Annotated in this window: 20 protein-coding genes; 12 read left to right on the top strand and 8 right to left on the bottom strand. The window is 55.0% G+C overall.

All coding sequences use genetic code 11. From position 1 onward, the window contains the following. Positions 1–8: 8 nt before the first annotated feature. The 7 genes from MOMUL_RS01380 to MOMUL_RS01350 all read right to left on the bottom strand — a co-directional run bounded on the left by MOMUL_RS01380 (position 9) and on the right by MOMUL_RS01350 (position 6810). Entirely contained in the window at positions 9–620 is a 612-nt protein-coding gene (locus MOMUL_RS01380) for a TetR/AcrR family transcriptional regulator (protein ID WP_236712937.1), read from the bottom strand. Between the two features lie 77 nt (positions 621–697). Beyond that, complete coding sequence (locus MOMUL_RS01375; protein WP_062280591.1) at positions 698–1897, bottom strand: ABC transporter permease; 1200 nt, start codon at positions 1895–1897, stop codon at positions 698–700. A gap of 13 nt (positions 1898–1910) precedes the next feature. Beyond that, positions 1911–3050 (bottom strand): ABC transporter permease, encoded by a 1140-nt coding sequence (locus tag MOMUL_RS01370; RefSeq protein ID WP_062280588.1) that lies wholly within the window; start codon positions 3048–3050, stop codon positions 1911–1913. Beyond that, positions 3043–3750 (bottom strand): ATP-binding cassette domain-containing protein, encoded by a 708-nt coding sequence (locus tag MOMUL_RS01365; protein WP_062280586.1) that lies wholly within the window; start codon positions 3748–3750, stop codon positions 3043–3045. Before MOMUL_RS01365 ends, MOMUL_RS01370 begins: the two co-directional genes overlap by 8 nt. Beyond that, positions 3751–4863, bottom strand: coding sequence for an HlyD family secretion protein (locus tag MOMUL_RS01360; RefSeq protein WP_062280583.1), 1113 nt, complete (start codon positions 4861–4863; stop codon positions 3751–3753). 507 nt (positions 4864–5370) lie between these two features. Then, positions 5371–5658 (bottom strand): hypothetical protein, encoded by a 288-nt coding sequence (locus tag MOMUL_RS01355; protein WP_062280580.1) that lies wholly within the window; start codon positions 5656–5658, stop codon positions 5371–5373. Between the two features lie 27 nt (positions 5659–5685). Next, a complete protein-coding gene (locus MOMUL_RS01350; RefSeq protein ID WP_062280578.1) occupies positions 5686–6810 on the bottom strand; it encodes a FliH/SctL family protein in 1125 nt (374 codons plus the stop codon). A 162-nt stretch (positions 6811–6972) separates the two neighbouring features. Between MOMUL_RS01350 and MOMUL_RS01345 the strand changes: the two genes are divergently transcribed. From MOMUL_RS01345 to MOMUL_RS01295, 11 genes are all read left to right on the top strand, one after another. Next, on the top strand, positions 6973–7434 hold the full coding sequence (locus tag MOMUL_RS01345; protein ID WP_062280576.1) for a MarR family winged helix-turn-helix transcriptional regulator: 462 nt from the start codon (positions 6973–6975) through the stop codon (positions 7432–7434). Next, complete coding sequence (locus MOMUL_RS01340; protein WP_236712935.1) at positions 7406–9109, top strand: DHA2 family efflux MFS transporter permease subunit; 1704 nt, start codon at positions 7406–7408, stop codon at positions 9107–9109. The genes MOMUL_RS01345 and MOMUL_RS01340 overlap by 29 nt, the downstream gene beginning before the upstream one ends. Before the next feature lie 63 nt (positions 9110–9172). Next, complete coding sequence (locus tag MOMUL_RS01335) at positions 9173–9868, top strand: HlyD family secretion protein (RefSeq protein WP_062280565.1); 696 nt, start codon at positions 9173–9175, stop codon at positions 9866–9868. A gap of 34 nt (positions 9869–9902) precedes the next feature. Further along, entirely contained in the window at positions 9903–11099 is a 1197-nt protein-coding gene (locus MOMUL_RS01330; RefSeq protein WP_062280563.1) for an efflux RND transporter periplasmic adaptor subunit, read from the top strand. Between the two features lie 113 nt (positions 11100–11212). Then, a complete protein-coding gene (locus MOMUL_RS01325) occupies positions 11213–11533 on the top strand; it encodes a hypothetical protein (RefSeq protein ID WP_054937527.1) in 321 nt (106 codons plus the stop codon). Next, positions 11526–11870 (top strand): toxin-antitoxin system TumE family protein, encoded by a 345-nt coding sequence (locus MOMUL_RS01320; RefSeq protein WP_236712934.1) that lies wholly within the window; start codon positions 11526–11528, stop codon positions 11868–11870. Before MOMUL_RS01325 ends, MOMUL_RS01320 begins: the two co-directional genes overlap by 8 nt. 234 nt (positions 11871–12104) lie before the next feature. Then, positions 12105–12410, top strand: coding sequence for a nucleotidyltransferase domain-containing protein (locus MOMUL_RS01315; RefSeq protein WP_062280557.1), 306 nt, complete (start codon positions 12105–12107; stop codon positions 12408–12410). Between the two features lie 73 nt (positions 12411–12483). Continuing rightward, positions 12484–12801, top strand: a complete 318-nt coding sequence (locus MOMUL_RS15500) for a HEPN domain-containing protein (protein ID WP_201786447.1) — start codon at positions 12484–12486, stop codon at positions 12799–12801. A 191-nt stretch (positions 12802–12992) separates the two neighbouring features. Then, complete coding sequence (locus tag MOMUL_RS01305) at positions 12993–13244, top strand: permuted SH3 domain-containing protein (protein ID WP_062280554.1); 252 nt, start codon at positions 12993–12995, stop codon at positions 13242–13244. Between the two features lie 330 nt (positions 13245–13574). After that, entirely contained in the window at positions 13575–13919 is a 345-nt protein-coding gene (locus MOMUL_RS01300; RefSeq protein WP_062280551.1) for a nucleotidyltransferase family protein, read from the top strand. Continuing rightward, positions 13916–14443, top strand: coding sequence for a ribonuclease toxin HepT-like protein (locus MOMUL_RS01295; protein WP_062280549.1), 528 nt, complete (start codon positions 13916–13918; stop codon positions 14441–14443). Before MOMUL_RS01300 ends, MOMUL_RS01295 begins: the two co-directional genes overlap by 4 nt. A gap of 7 nt (positions 14444–14450) precedes the next feature. On the opposite strand, the gene MOMUL_RS17755 is transcribed toward MOMUL_RS01295, so the two are convergent. Then, positions 14451–14663, bottom strand: a complete 213-nt coding sequence (locus tag MOMUL_RS17755) for a DUF815 domain-containing protein (RefSeq protein WP_407937683.1) — start codon at positions 14661–14663, stop codon at positions 14451–14453. Positions 14664–14720: 57 nt separating this feature from the next. Here MOMUL_RS17755 and mntA point away from each other — a divergent pair, with 57 nt between their 5' ends. After that, on the top strand, positions 14721–15170 hold the full coding sequence (mntA, locus tag MOMUL_RS01285) for a type VII toxin-antitoxin system MntA family adenylyltransferase antitoxin (protein ID WP_062280544.1): 450 nt from the start codon (positions 14721–14723) through the stop codon (positions 15168–15170). Position 15171: the final 1 nt, after the last annotated feature.

Genomic DNA, 15171 nt, shown 5'->3' with positions numbered 1-15171 from the left:
AATACCCTTTATATTACGATGTTGCGTAAAATGAGATCGATAATATGTGCTAACCTTTTTTCCATATTGCCGGGGCTCAAGGGGTCCTCTTCCCAGAGGATGGCCAGAATATCCTTGTTGGTGAAATAGCCGGAACAGAGAGTGGTGATGCTGGCCAGCACCTGTTTGAGGTCCAGGTCGGGACGGAAGACGCCCCGGGAAATGCCTTCGGCGAGGATGGCTTTGAGGCTGGGCAGCCCCTGTTCCCACACCTCCGGCAAAACTTTACGGGCGTACTTTCCGCCCTGGAGGGCTTCCCAGGCCATAAGGCGGGGGTAGTTGGGGTTGGCGGCCAGGAAATAAAAGTAATTGCGGATGGCCGCCGCGACCTGATGCTTCAGGTCCCCCTTCTCGTGGAAGGCCTTTTTCCCGGCGGAGAGGCTTTTTTCGAAATTCACCTTGAGGACGTAAGTATAAAGTTCTTCTTTGCTGTTGAAGTAGTGATAGAGCATGCGTTTATTTACCCTCGCCAGGGCGGCGATTTCATCCACCCGCGCTCCGTCGATGCCTTTGGCGGCGAAGACTTCTTCGGCGGCAGCCAGGATGCGTTCCCGGCTTCCTTTTGCGCTCCTTTCCATCATTTGCTCACGCCTTACCTGTTATAGGTTTACAGACTAAATTTTACCCCATTTTTTCCGGTCCAGCCAGGGTTCTGGGGTTATTTCCAGCGGGAGGGATACGAGGGGCCGCTGTTTATCGCCGGCCCGGCGTCGGGGGGCGGGTTGAGCCGCTTGGGAAAAGTGACGGCGGCCAGCACCGCCAGGAAGGCCATCAGGATTAAGGCCCAGATGTGCGGCAGGACATAACTCATCTCTAGCTCCTTCAGGGCGACCTGGCGAAAGCCCAGCATCATCCAGGTGGAGGGCAGCAGCCGGGCCAGGAAATTGATATAAGCCGGTATATGGGTCCAGGGCCAGGTAAAGCCGGAGATCATGAACAAGGGGACGGACAAAAGCATCACGTACCTGGTAACCTGCAGAGAGTTGGGTGCACGGGTGGAAATGAAAAAACCGGCAGCGGTGATAATGACGTCGTAGAGCAGGCCGAGCAAAAGGATCAGGGGCAGGGAGCCGCCTATCTTTACCTGGATGAAGCGGGCCGCGAACCATAGCAGGAGGGCATAATTGAAAAAGCCGGCGACGAAATAAGGCAGGGCCTTGCCGGCGAAGATTTTCCACGCCGGCACGGGTGCGCTCAAGAACTGCAGCCAGGTCCGGCGCTCTTTCTCCCGGGTTACAGTCAGGCTGACGCTGAGGAGGCCGATCTGGTGCAGGATAATCATGATTAACCCCATGTATAAAAAGTTGGTGTAGCTGAAAGTAGGGTTGTACCAGACCTCGGTGTTCAGGGAGACCGTGTCCATAATGGCGCGGACCTCGTTTTTAGTATAACCCAGCCCCGCCAGGTAGGATGCCGCCCTGCCGGCAATGAAATCGTTAAACACCTCGCGGATGTACTTGCGGGTATTGTAGCCCCAGATTAAATTGGAGCCGTCGTAAATAGTCAGTACCCGGGTCAAGGCGTGCCGGGATATGTCCTGCTCAAAGTGTTCCGGGATGATCACGCCGGCCCGTACCCGGCCGTTTTTCATCCCCTCCTGAAGCTCGGCATAGGTCTTTATGCCGTCTATTACCTTGAAGTGGGGGCTGTTGGCGAAGGCGGCGGCTATTTCCCGGCTGAGCTTCGAGTCATCCAGGTCGACGATGGCTACAGGCACGTTGTTAAGGACAGCGCTGACATAGGCGGCGCCGAAAAGGGCGGCGTAGCCGAGGGGTACCAGGAAAACCATTAAAAAAAGGATTTTCTCTTTAAAAATATGGAGCATTTCGTAGTGGGCGATGTTGAGGATCTGCCGCATGAGCCTCTTCCCCCTAACTCCGCGCGATAAAGACGGCCGCTGCGCCGTAGCAGACGGCGGCGATAGCCAGCATGGCTAGTATATAATGGGCCATCAAATTCCAGCCGGCGTTTTTGAAGGCGAAGTAGTTTATCCCCTGGAAGAACCACGTCTGGGGCAGTATCCAGGCAACCTTCTGCAGGTAAACCGGCATGGCTTCCAGGGGCCAGGTGTAGCCCGACAGCACAAAAGAAGGCAGGGCGATAATCATACCGAACCTGGCGGCGTCGACGGCGTTGCGGGCGAAACTGGATGCCAGGGTACCTATGCTGTGGACGGCTATGGCAAACGCCAGGGTGAAGAGGAGCAAGGCCGCCCAGCTGCAGTTGAGGGGCAGTTTCAGAGCGCCGAAACCCAGGATATAGAGGGGCAAGACGACGGCCATAAAAATAAATATCTGGGCTATCGACTTGCTGGCGAAGAATCTAAATTTGGAAATGCCGCAGGCCCTGATCTGCAACCAGCTTTTCATCCCTCTTTCGCCGATGACGTTCAAGCACGCCGCCAGGGTGCAGCACTGCTGCCAGATGTTTAACGCCAGGGCCAGCACCAGGAAGTAGGCGTAGTTGAGGGCCGGGTTGAACCATGCTTCCTCGCTGATGTCGATGGCCTGGTAGGCATCTTTGGCTTGTTGCAATTGAACCCCCCGGGCCACCAGGGCGCTGACGCCGGCCTGGGCGCTGAGGGTGCGGGTGACGGTCAGCAAGGCAGCGGAGGCGTTGGTGGCGTAAATCATGTTGCTGCCGTCGATAACCGCCAGCACCCGCGCCTGCCGGCCGAGGGCCAAATTCCTGCCGTAGTTCTCGGGGATGACGACGCCCACGACGGCTTTCCCCTGCTTGATTAACTCCCGCAAGTCGTCGTAACTCGCGGTCGAGGCGACCAGCTTTAGATACTCAGCCTTGCCGATCTTGTCCACCAGCTCGCGGCTGGCGGCGGAGTTGTCCAGGTCGAAGACCGCGGTGGGGATGTCTTTTAATACCTGGGCGCTGTAGACGGCGTAAAACAGCATCAGCCCCAATAAAGAGCCGAAGAGAAGAATATGGCGCAACCCCCTATCGCGCCAGAGGTAAAACACCTCGCGCCGCATAATGGCCAGGCACTGTCTAAGCATCGCCGTCACCGCCCTGTCCGGCCGGGGACTGGAGCCGGGCGTTCCACCGCGTCAGGGCTTCGGCGGGCGGGTAGAAGGTGATTTTACCTTTCTCCAGCCAGCCTACCCGGTGGACGTGGCGCATAAACTCGGCGTTGCTTAAAGCCCAGATACAAGTCCCGCCCCCGGCGAGAAAAGTTTCTAACTCCCGCAAGATGATGCGGCGGGAATACAGGTCGATGGCGCCGATGAGCTCGTCGGCGATGAGCAGCCGGGGGTTATTGAGGAGGGCGCAGGCCAGGGCCAGCCGCTGGTACGGGCCTGCTTCCATATGTCCTACGGGTTGATTTAACACTTCGCCCAGCTCCAGCCGCTCAATCAGCCGGTCGATATTATCCCGGCCGGCGTTTTTCAGGGCGGCGATAAAGTCGAGGTTTTCTGCGGCGTTTAAATCCTGGAAAAGGCTGCGCTCCTGGGTGACCAGTCCCAGGTATATTTTAAACTTCTCGGTCCTGCGGATATCTATCCCGGCTACCTCTACTTTTCCGGAAGTGAACCTGTCGATGCCGGCCAGGATGTGGAGGAGAGCCGTCTTGCCGCTGCCTTTCATGCCGAAGATGCCCAGGCATTCCCCGGCCCTTACTTCCAGGGTCAGGCCGTCCAGGACGGTTTTTCGGCCGATTTTTTGCGTCAGGTCTTTAACGGCGACGATTGTCTCCATTTATTGCTGCTCCCCTTCCAGGATCTTTACCCTGGCCGTCATGCCGGTTTTTAAGACCAGGTCCGGGTTGGGGACGTCGATTTTGACCTCGAAGCTGCGGATGTCATGCTCGTACTGGTCGTTAATCGCCTTTTTGACGGCAAACTCGCCGGCGTCGTTTATCCACACCACTTTGCCTTTAAAGGTTTTGCCCGGGAAGGCGTCTACCGTTATCTCCGCTTCCTGGCCGAGGCGGACGCGGCCGATCTTCTTTTCGCTTATGTAAACCTTGACGTAGGTATGGAGCAAATCGGTGATTTCAAAGACGGGCGTCCCGGCGTTTACCATTTCGCCCTGCTCGAGGTATTTCTGGGTGATGAAGCCGGCCAGGGGGGCTTTTAAAACGGCGTCGGCCAGGTAGGCTTTTGCTTCCTCTACCGCACCGCCGGCTTGCCTGGCCTGGCCGGCGGCGGCTTCCTGCTGGGCCTGGGCCACCGCCACGCCTGTCCGGGCCGATATAGCCTGGTCGAGGAGGGCCCGGGCCTCTTGCAGCTTCTTTTGCGCGGCGTTATAGGCGTTCTGGGCGCGCTCGTAACCGTTTTTGGCTTCTTCCAGCTTGCGGTCGTCCACGGCGCCCTGCTCGTGTAGCAGGCGGAGGCGGTCGTACAGGTCTCTGGCGTTGTTCAACTGGTCCTGGGCGTCTTTTACGCCGACTTCGGCTGCGGCGACACCTGCCTCGGCCTGCTTGATCTTGGCTTCAATTTGCTGGCTCTGGTAGATGACGTTATGGCTGGCCTGGTTTACCTGCGCCTGGGCGGCGGCATAGGCCCCTTCGGCCTGGGCCAGCTTGGCATTGAGCTCGCTGCTGTCCAGGCGGGCCAGCTCCTGGCCCTGCTCCACCCTGGCGCCCTCGTCGACGAGAATGGTTTCGATCCTGCCGGGTATTTTAAAGGCCGCCACGGCTGTCCTGGCTTCTATGGTTCCGGTGGCGGTGAGGCTGTCGCGCTCTTCGGCGATTGCCATTTGTTGCTTGTAAAAGTAGTTGTGAAAGATAAAGACGGCTGCGGTGAAGATACCTGCCAGTAAGACGGTTACTGCTGTTTTTTTGAGTTTTATGGCAGTTATAGCGTGCATATTATAGACCACCTCTTTATTGGGTTTTAATGTATACTAACTAGTTAGTTACTAAAACCACTTATCTATATATCTTCTATTTAATAAAGAGTCAAATGCACGCTTAACTATCCTGGTCAATTAGGGGTTCTTGATATTAGGTTTTCTCATTTATTCTTATTTGCTTTTATTATTGCTTTGGGAAAATAAAACCAGGATGGCCAGAATGTCGTTGAAGATAGCTTTGCGGCCGGGCGGCCCTTCATCACAAAACTCCGGGAGCACCTTGCAGGCGTATTTACCCCCCCTGGAGGGCTTCCCAGGCCATGAGGCGGGGAAGCTAGAAGTTATTCTCCATTATCTTTAAAATTGCAGTTAACGTGGGTTCTATAGCAGGGTTTAATTTGATCTTCTTCGTGCATATGATGTGGCCTGATAAACTTGATGAAACCTCTATTAAGAGCAATCACTTCCTTAATAAGCCGGAATTCCTGGCGATTTTCTTTAGGAAGTCGAAGTATTCCTGGATCATTTTAATACCCCGAGCAAGGCTTCTTTTTCTATTTTTAGTTCATCCAGCATATCTTTTGTTGCTTTCCACTCAAAAAAATCCATATTATCATCCAGAGTACCTTGAATAAAATCTTGATAAAATGCTTCGGTAACCATTCCATATTTCCTTTCAAAGTAGCCAAGGCTTTTTTTAAGTTCTTCAACAGTGCGGTTTTTTTCTTCTACCTTGGCGAGTAAAGTTTTCAGAACAACTTTTTTAACCATTTGCTCAGTAGCGTTTATTTTATCTGCCTCCAGTCCCATTTGCATCACCCTTTTTGGTAAAATACTTTATCTGGAAGAAGACTCGTTCGCTTTTTCCAGCGCCTGCTGGATAATCGCCTGAGCTTCCTCTTTGGAAGCGGCCTGGAAAAGTTGAACCATTATGGAATCAAGTAGTTCCAGGTCGTTAACTTTCCTGACTTTGGCAAGCCATTTAGGAGCTATGGGAGCATATTTTATTTTTAAATAGGTGCAAATGGCCTCCTGGGCCTTTTTGATTTTACCTTCCCGGGCGCCTTCCGCCCGGCCTTTGGCCAGGCCTTTGGCCAGGCCTTTGGCCAGGCCTTTGGCTAGGCCCTCTGCCCGGCCTTTGGCCAGGCCCTCTGCCCGGCCTTTGGCCAGCCCTTCCGCCCGGCCTTTGGCCAGGCCCTCAATCCTGGCCTGCTCGGACCATTCCTTGAGCCATTCCTGCATTATAGGAGATTTATTAAAGATCTCTTTAATCCTCTGCCTTTCTTCAGGCGAATACATAAGTTGCTGCACCTCCTCCATTTCCTCGGGCAATACCAGTTCATTCTTTATGGTGAATTCCGCCAGGTCCTTCCTGTACGGGTTAGACGGGTCCTGGAGGAACTTTTTTAGCAAAAGGACGGTTGCCTGCGTCTCTTTACGCCGCCGACCGGTTATAAAGGGGGCGAAGGGATAAAGGGCTTCCGGGTCCTCCAGTTCGTTAATGACCACAACTTGAACGACAAACATTTCGCCTTTAACCTGATAGATACCGGTCGCTGGGACGTCCGCCTGTACCTTGAGTTTCCTGGCCTTGAGCATCTCCATCATGGCCCGGGGGTAGCTGCTGCTGACCAGGGTGAGGGTGAAGTCATCCAGCACCAGCGCTCCAGGATGCTCGATTACTTTATACAGCCGGGCCAGGGCCAGGCCTTTGTCGAAGTCGTTGGCTTCCAGGTAATCTACAGGCGACTTAAACTCAAAGAGGTTATACCTGCGGAACACCCTGGCCACTGGATGGGCGAGGACAATGTCGGCTTTCTTCTTTATAACGATTACGTCGACATCCAACGGCTTGGAGGAAAGGGCTACCTCTGCCTGGATTTCTACCTGGCCCGGCGGGGCGTCGGACAGCGCCTCCTTTAAAGCCGTCACAAAAACCGGGTGCCATTGCTTGTTGGGCAATTCTCCACTCCCTCTCGCTAAAAATATTATATCACGCCCGGGGAGATGGGAAGAAGTCTTTATCGAAATTTGTAACAGTTGACAGGGCACCATGGTGGTGCTATTATTTTTATCGTTATTACTTCGATATCGTAATATTCGGTTTCAAAGCAGGTGGTGGGATTGCAGGAAATCCTGCTATTAGAGCTTTTCAGCCGGGTGTACCGGCGGCTGGTGCGGCGGCTGGCGCCGCTGTTCCAGGCGGAAGGTTTTTCCGGGACGGAGATCCTTGTTCTCTGGAAGGTGCATAAAAAGGGTTCTTTGCGGGCGACGGAGCTGGCCGGGCACATTGGCATCCCGCCCAGCACCTTTACCGGCATCTTTGACCGCCTGGTGGCCCGGGGGCTCCTGAAGCGGGTGCCGGACCCGGAGGACCGCCGCAGCGTCCTGGTGCGGGGTACGCCGGCTTTAAAGGACTTTATGGGCCGTTTTACCGTAGCCGTAGAAAATGAATTGCGAAGCATTTTCAAATCCCTGCCGGCAGAAAGCAGCAGGCGCATACTTGCTGATTTACAGCTAATCCTGCAATACCTGGACCGGGAAGAAGGTGATGGCTGTGGCCGGGTTCAAAAGGAAACAAATTAATCACACACTCGGGCCGGAAGGGGTCGCGCCCGGCAGCGAACAGAGAGAAAACGAGCCGGCAACCCCCGGCGGCGGGATGACGGCGGGAAACCACCCGGCCAGTGCTAGTATAAGTAGCGCCGGTTCCCCAGACGGCGGCCCGGGCCGGCACGCCTGGGTCATTGCCGTCCTGGTGGCCCTCATCGGCGCTTTTATGGCTATCCTGGATTCCAGCATTGTCAACGTAGCGCTGCCGACCATGATGCGCGTTTTCAACACCGATACCGCCACCATTGAGTGGGTAGTCACTATTTACATGCTGGCCCTGGGTGTAGTTGTTCCCTTGAGCGGCTGGCTGGGTGACCGGCTAGGTTTTAAACTGCTTTATATTCTTTCCCTGGGCGTTTTTACCCTGGGGTCGCTTTTGTGTACCTTGAGCTGGAACGTCGATTCCATGATCGCCGCCCGGGTGGTCCAGGCCCTGGGCGGGGGGATGATTATGCCCACCACCATGTCTATTATCTACCGCCTGGTGCCCCGGGAAAAGCAGGGCAGCGCCATGGGCATTTTCGGCATGGCGATGATTGTTGCCCCGGCCATAGGCCCCACCCTAGGAGGTTACCTGGTGGAGTACGTGGACTGGCGCTGGATTTTCACCATCAACCTGCCGGTGGGCGTCCTGGGGGTTATCCTCTCCTGGTTTTACTTACCTGGATTTCCCCGCCGTGAGGCCGGGCGCCTGGACATTGGCGGCGCCCTGACGGCTGCCGTTGGCCTCTTCTGCCTGCTGCTGGCCCTGAGCAAGGGCGGCGACTGGGGCTGGTCATCTGAATCTATCGTGCTGCTTTTATATACCAGCGCGGTTTCCCTGGGGCTGTTTATATACCTGGAGCTGACCCAGGAAAATCCTCTCCTGGACCTACGCGTTTTTCGTTATCCCACTTTTACGCTGGGAAACGTTATTGTTATCGTTACTTCCATCGGCCTTTTTGCCGGGGTATTTTACATCTCCTTTTTCTTACAGGTAGCCCGGGGCCTTGGGGCCATGGAGACGGGCCTGATAACCATGCCTGGTGCCCTGGCCTCCGGGCTGGTGATGCCCCTTACGGGATGGCTTTACGACCGCCTGGGGCCCAGGCCGCTGGCTGTAGTGGGAATGCTGTGGCTTGGCTGGACTACCTATATTTTCCATCATCTTGATGTTATTACTCCGACTGCCATCCTTTACCTGTGGGTCATCCTGCGCGGCCTGGGGATGTCCCTGGCCATGATGCCGGCCCAGACGGCGGCCCTCTCAGTTGTTCCTGCCGAACTGGTAGGCCGCGCGTCGGCCATTACCAATATCATCAACCGGGTATCCTCCTCTTTTGGCATCGCCGTGCTGACTACCATTTTGAACAACCGCACCGCCATGCATGCCGCCCACCTGGGGAGCAGGATCACGGCGGACAGCCCGGCGGCCAACGAGTTTTTCCGGCAGGCGGGCCTTTTCCTGGGCGGCGGGGGGACGGCGGGCGACCAGGCCAGGACCCTGGCGACAGCTTACCTGCAGGGGGTAATCGCCAAAATGGCTTTTGTCCAGGCCATTGACGACCTTTTTATTATCGCCGCGCTGATCGTCCTGGTGGGCTTGATCCCTGCCTTTTTCCTGCAGAAAGGGTCGGGCGCTGCCAGGGCCACCTTTGGTGGCGAATGATGCGAGCAGGCGGCAGGGTTATTTTCAAATACAACGGGACTTAGCGGGGAGAGGATAGTATCCATGAAAAGGCGATTGATTATCACGCTGGTATTAATTTTAGCCCTGGCCGGAGCGGGAGGTATTGCCTACTACTACCACTACCAGGCCGTCAACTATGCCAGCACTGACGACGCCCGGGTGGCGGCGGATACGGTGACGGTCAGCCCTGAAATTCCAGGCAAGCTGCTGACCTGGCTGGTGCAGGAAGGAGACCTGGTCAAAGCCGGCCAGGTGCTGGGACGCCAGGACCTGGGATCGGCGCTGACCTCCAGTGCCATCAATCCCCAGGCCCTAGGTAGCACGGCGGGAGTGCTGGCCCAGAAGGCAGAAATCACAGCTCCGGTCAGCGGCCAGGTGATCCAGTCCAGGGCGGTGGCCGGGGAAATGGTTACGCCCGGGATGCCCCTGGCTATCATTGCTGATACCAGTCATTTATATATCAGCGCCAACATCAAGGAAACAGTGATTGAAAAGGTCAAGCCCGGCCAGGTAGTGGATGTCAGCATTGACGCCTATCCTGGCCGGACCTTCGGCGGCCGCGTGGCCAGCATCAGCGGCGCAACGACATCGGTCTTTTCCCTGCTGCCGGCCCAGAACGCCAGCGGCAACTACACCAAGGTGACCCAGGTCATCCCGGTGAAGATCCAGCTTGTTGACGCCGGCGATGTGCAGCTGATGCCGGGGATGAACGCGACGGTGCGTATCCATATCAGGTAAAACATAGAGCGAAAGGCAAAGAGGGGAGCAAACCATGAGGACGTGGATAAAGAAAGCTATGGCACTCCTGGCGGCGGGAGCCCTGGCCCTGGCCGCCGGTTGCGGCTCCGGGGCCGGCGCCGGCGACCGGGTGACGGTAAAAGCCATGGCCGCCGGCAGGGGGAAGCTGGCGGCTACGGTAGAGATAAGCGGTGCCCTGGTGCCGGTGCGGGTGGCCAGTGTGGCCAGCAAGCTGGCGGGACAGGTGCTGGCTGTGAAGGCTGATGTCGGCGACCGGGTACAGGCCGGGCAGGTCCTGGTGGAAATCGACACCAGGGAGCTCCAGGCCCAGCTCCGGCAGGCGGAGGCGGCCGTCCGCGGCGTGCAGGACCAGGCGGAACAGGCCCGCATCGGCATGGAGACGGCCCGGTTGGGTATTGATACGGCGCTGATCAAGCTGGAGGCGGCCAGAAAAGATTATGAACGAGTTAAAGCTCTGGCCGCGGCCGGGGCTGCGTCCCAGAAACAACTGGACGATGCCCAGGCTGCTGTGGACCAGCTTCAGAAGGCCTATGAAGCTGCTCGCCAACAGTACGAGGTAGCGAAGAAGCAGTACGAGACCACTTCCGGTTCCGGTATGGCCCAGGCCCAGGCGGCGGTGAACACCATTAAAGTGAATATGAGTAACGCCGTCATAACCAGCCCGATCACCGGCGTGGTCACCAACAGGAATATCAATCCTGGCGAGATGGCCGCACCGGCGAGCTCCCTGCCCCTGCTGACCATCGCCGACACTTCGACGTTGAAGCTCCAGGGTACTATCGGGCAGGAGGCAGTTACCCTGCTGGCTATCGGGCAAAAAGTGACAGTCACCCTGGACGCCATTCCCGGCCGGGAGTTCACCGGCACGGTGACCCAGGTGGGCCCGGTGGCGGCGGCCACTGGCCAGCGTTTCCCGGTAGAGATCAGCCTGGCCAACCCGGGCGAGCTGAAGGCCGGCATGACGGCCCGCGCCGCATTTAAACTGGCGGCCCCGGAGGGCGTAGTTGTGCCCCTTGCTGCCGTGCGTACGGACGGCGGCCAGGATTATGTCTTTGTGGTCAAAAACGGTACGGTAGAGCGGCGGCCGGTAACCCTGGGTTTAAAGAACGAGGAGCAGGTGATGGTACTTAAGGGCTTGCAGGACGGCGAGCAGGTGGCCGTAACCAACGTGGGCGTGCTGCAGGACGGCATGGCCGTGACGGTGGAATGACGCATTGGCCCGGCCAGGATTGACGGGACAATTGGCTAATGATAGGATGTAAAATAAAGGCATACTAATAATATATAGAGATATTTTCGGTCAAGAGAGGGGATGGTGATTTTATGTATGAGGAAAGGGCTAATCTTGATGCCGATTTTTTACGCAAGGTAGGTCCTGTGCTTAGGAATATGGGGTTTGCCAATGAGAGGGAAGCCTTAAAGGAGCAGGCTTTACTCCTAATTTTAAGCAAGATAAACCGCTATCGAGCCGAATGCTCATACTACGAAAAAAAGTATGGTATGACTTTTGAAAAGTTTGCTGCCATGGTTCATGAAAATAGTGGCGAGGATTTCGAACATGAGGACGATCTCCTGGACTGGCGGTTTGCAAAGGAAACACTGGAAGATTTAATGCGCCAGAAAAAGGAGATTGAGGATGCTTAATGTCCTTAAAGCCTTTCGGAGCATTATTAAGACTTATGTGGTTGAACTTTTTGAACGGGAAACCAATCGTAAGCGTTTAAAAGCAACCATTACTTTTATCGATGGGAGCAAGCTTTTTATAAAAGATTATAGTTTTGGCTCTGAACGGAAGTATTCATATCACTGGGTAGATAGATATGGAAAACTTATTATTCGCTGGGACAATGCCCCGCACTGGCACCAGTTTGCCACCTTTCCTCATCATAAGCATATAGGTTCACCAGAAAGAGTAAAACCATCATTAGAGATAGATCTCAGTGCGGTATTGATGTTCATTAAGAGACAAATAAGTGATTAGGTATCTTTCAGGCCCCCCCCGGAGAGGACAATATGACACAAGAATCTTGTTCCGTCCCTGCCGGCGAGCAATGGCATAAAGAGTTGCCTTCAGGCACGTTTTCCGTAACATTTATGGTTTTAGCCTCGACCCGGATAAAATCCGCCAGCTCATGGAGGGATTGCCGGATCTGGCCGGTATTTTAAGAAGGACCTGCATTGAAGAGTAAAGTTTGAACAAGGGGAGGAAAATTCCTTGGAAGAAGTTCTTAAGGACGTAGTAGACAGAATAGTGAAGACCGTAAATCCCGACAAAATAATCCTTTTTGGGTCCAGAAGTAAAGGGAAAGCAGGATTTAATAGTGATTATGATCTCCTGGTGCTGAAGAGCGGAATAAATAATCGCCGCGCTTTGGCTCAACAGCTTTATAAAAACCTGGTCGATGTTCCTGCGGCTGTAGATATACTTGTAGATACTCCGGAAAAAATAGAAAGGTACCAGACTTCACAGGGGTTGGTTTATGCTGAGGCTGCCAAAGGGTTGGTAGTTTATGAGCGATGAATTATGGCGGCTGTGGTTAAAAAAAGCAAAAAGCAATCTCGCCAGGGCAAAACTGGGCAGGTAAACACCTGATATTCTATACGAAGATCTTTGTTTTGACGCCCAGCAAGCAGCCGAGAAAGCTCTTAAAGGTATAATGGCCTTTTTTAAGATTGATATCCCAAAAACACATTCTATTGGATACCTTTTAAAGTTAATTGAAGAAGCGGGGGTAGGGCAAGTTACTGAAAGCCTTAAGGAAGCTGCAATACTAACTGATTACGCTGTAACGACCCGTTACCCGGGAGACTGGGAACCAATAGATGAAGCAGAATACAAACAGGCAGTCTCTCTCGCCCAGGAAGTTTACCAATGGGCTTTATCCCTTACCGAACAGCATGAAGAAAAATAAACATTTGAGCATATTTTCCCTCCCGTCCAGGAAGGCGATGAGGCTAAAGCCGGGCAGGTCCTGGGCCGGCTGAACCTGGAATCTACCCTACTTCAAGCGCCATCAACCCCCAGGCCCTGGGAGCGGCGGCTACGGGACAGCGTTTCCCGGTAGAGATCAGCCTGGCCAACCCGGGCGAGCTGAAGGCCGGCATGACGGCCCGCGCCGCATTTAAACTGGCGGCCCCGGAGGGCGTAGTTGTGCCCCTTGCTGCCGTGCGTACGGACGGCGGCCAGGATTATGTCTTTGTGGTCAAAAACGGTACGGTAGAGCGGCGGCCGGTAACCCTGGGTTTAAAGAACGAGGAGCAGGTGATGGTACTTAAGGGCCTGCAGGCCGGCGAGCAGGGGGCCGTAACCAACGTGGGCGTGCTGCAGGACGGCATGGCCGTAAAGGTGGAGTAAGGTTAGTACGGGCAGGGCTTAAACGGTGCCCAGCGGGAGCGGGTGGCGACGATTCTAATGCCGACCCGGGTGAGATGGGGAACCTCTTTCTCAGTCCGCCCCGGCGATTTCCCAAGGGGACAATCCCGGCCCGGTTTGAGGCCGCACCAATAAAAAGGCGCGGCCTTTACTTTTTTTGGTTGACTGCTGCTCTGGAAATTTGGTAGCATCAGATATAGATCATTCTTTCATGATATCATTCTTTCATGCCGAATCCATGTGCCTGGGTATAGATTTTAAGCCTGTGAAGGGGATGCCATTATCTTTCAGGAACTCGCTGGAGAGGATAGTATGACACAAGAATTTGTCCGGTTAAAGCGGCTTCTTGACATGAAACGCCAGGAAGAGTTAGATAAGCGCCGGGCCCTGGCCTGGCAGAAGGCCCGGGAAGTAGCCTCCTTTTTGCGAGACGTTTACGGTGTGCAGGAGGTTATCCTCTATGGCTCCCTGGCGCGGGGTGATTTTCGGGAAACGTCCGATATTGATCTCTTTATCAAGGGCTTTACAGGCTCCTACTGGCAGATGCTGGCCCGGGCCGGGCGCCTGGCAGCGCCCTTTGAGGTCAGCATAGTGTGCGCGGAGGACGCCCTGCCATCTTTACAGGAAGAAGTCGCCCGGGAAGGGGTGGAAATTTGATCCCTGAAAAATACCTCCTGCTGGAAGCCCGTATTCATAAAGAAGTAGCCAACCTGGAAAGGCTGGAAAGGGAACTGGCGCGGCACAATTTATTCCCCAGGATTCAAGCCGATTCCCTGGGAGGTTTCAGCCTCGCCGATGAAGCCTCCCTGCGGATTATAGGTTCCATCTTGCATGACTACTATACGGCTATAGAAAAGATTTTTAGAATAATAGCCAGGGATATTGACTGTTCCGTCCCTGCCGGCGAGCAATGGCATAAAGAGTTGTTGGACCAAATGACCCTGGAAGTGCCGGGCTTACGCCCGGCGTTGCTTGCCGGTAAGACAGCCCGGAGCCTGGATGAACTCCGGGCTTTCAGGCACGCTTTCCGTAACATTTATGGTTTTAGCCTGGACCCGGCAAAAATTCGCCAGCTCCTGGAGGGATTGCCGGAGCTGGCCGGTGATTTTAAGAAGGACCTCCATCTTTTTACCCTTAGAATGCGCCGGATCCTCGGGCTTGACAGTAGCAGCGAGGTATAACCAATTCTTATTCCAGCTCTCCCCGGAGGTAATCGACGAACTGCCGGGCGGTGCGGCCGGATGTGCCGTTCTGGTAGAGGGCCCACTGCAGGGCGCGGCGGCGCAGCTCGGCTGGTTCTATTTGCAGGCCGGCTTTGCGGGCCAGCTCGCCTACAATGGCCAGGTACTGCTCTTGGTCCGGGCTGGGGAAGATGACGGTAAGGGCGAAGCGCTCCGCCAGAGAGAGCTTCTCCTGGTCAAGGTGATGTAAGTGTGTGGCTGCAGGAAGGTGGAGATTTTGACTTCCCCCAAATATTTGCCGGCCGAAGCGCGCTTAAATAAAGCGGTAGCTGATGCTCTAACCGGGTATCTCAATCGCTGCCAGGATGTGGTGGCGGCCTACCTTTTTGGATCCCGTGCCCGGGGGACCGGTCGGGAGCGCAGTGATATCGACGTGGCCGTGTTATTTGCCGGCAGTGAAGAGAAATTGCAGCGTTTTGACCGCCGGCTGGAAATAATTATTGATCTGGAAAGGGTAACGGGAAAAAAGGTAGATGTCATTGACATTCAGGCGGCACCTTTACTGCTGCAACACCAGATCTTAAAGGACGGAATTTTACTGGTCGATAAAGATCCCCGTTACAGGGTGGCGTTTGAAGTTTGGTCCAGGCGCACTTATTTTGACCTGCAACCCCTTCTTCAGAGACGACATAAAAAAATTATCGCTAAAATCCTGGAGAGTGGCTAAT

It is taken from the genome of Moorella mulderi DSM 14980, assembly GCF_001594015.1.
Taxonomy (GTDB): domain Bacteria; phylum Bacillota; class DSM-521; order Neomoorellales; family Neomoorellaceae; genus Neomoorella; species Neomoorella mulderi.
Note: the sequence above shows the minus strand (reverse complement) of the source record. Positions and strands in the feature narration are given on the sequence as shown.

What these genes read in the sequence shown, in the direction of transcription:
- MOMUL_RS01380 (WP_236712937.1), bottom strand. Translation starts at nt 620, where the DNA reads ATGATGGAAAGGAGCGCAAAAGGAAGCCGGGAACGCATCCTGGCTGCC.
- MOMUL_RS01375 (WP_062280591.1), bottom strand. Translation starts at nt 1,897, where the DNA reads ATGCGGCAGATCCTCAACATCGCCCACTACGAAATGCTCCATATTTTT.
- MOMUL_RS01370 (WP_062280588.1), bottom strand. Translation starts at nt 3,050, where the DNA reads ATGCTTAGACAGTGCCTGGCCATTATGCGGCGCGAGGTGTTTTACCTC.
- MOMUL_RS01365 (WP_062280586.1), bottom strand. Translation starts at nt 3,750, where the DNA reads ATGGAGACAATCGTCGCCGTTAAAGACCTGACGCAAAAAATCGGCCGA.
- MOMUL_RS01360 (WP_062280583.1), bottom strand. Translation starts at nt 4,863, where the DNA reads ATGCACGCTATAACTGCCATAAAACTCAAAAAAACAGCAGTAACCGTC.
- MOMUL_RS01355 (WP_062280580.1), bottom strand. Translation starts at nt 5,658, where the DNA reads ATGGGACTGGAGGCAGATAAAATAAACGCTACTGAGCAAATGGTTAAA.
- MOMUL_RS01335 (WP_062280565.1), top strand. Translation starts at nt 9,173, where the DNA reads ATGAAAAGGCGATTGATTATCACGCTGGTATTAATTTTAGCCCTGGCC.
- MOMUL_RS01330 (WP_062280563.1), top strand. Translation starts at nt 9,903, where the DNA reads ATGAGGACGTGGATAAAGAAAGCTATGGCACTCCTGGCGGCGGGAGCC.
- MOMUL_RS01325 (WP_054937527.1), top strand. Translation starts at nt 11,213, where the DNA reads ATGTATGAGGAAAGGGCTAATCTTGATGCCGATTTTTTACGCAAGGTA.
- MOMUL_RS01320 (WP_236712934.1), top strand. Translation starts at nt 11,526, where the DNA reads ATGCTTAATGTCCTTAAAGCCTTTCGGAGCATTATTAAGACTTATGTG.
- MOMUL_RS01305 (WP_062280554.1), top strand. Translation starts at nt 12,993, where the DNA reads ATGACGGCCCGCGCCGCATTTAAACTGGCGGCCCCGGAGGGCGTAGTT.
- MOMUL_RS01300 (WP_062280551.1), top strand. Translation starts at nt 13,575, where the DNA reads ATGACACAAGAATTTGTCCGGTTAAAGCGGCTTCTTGACATGAAACGC.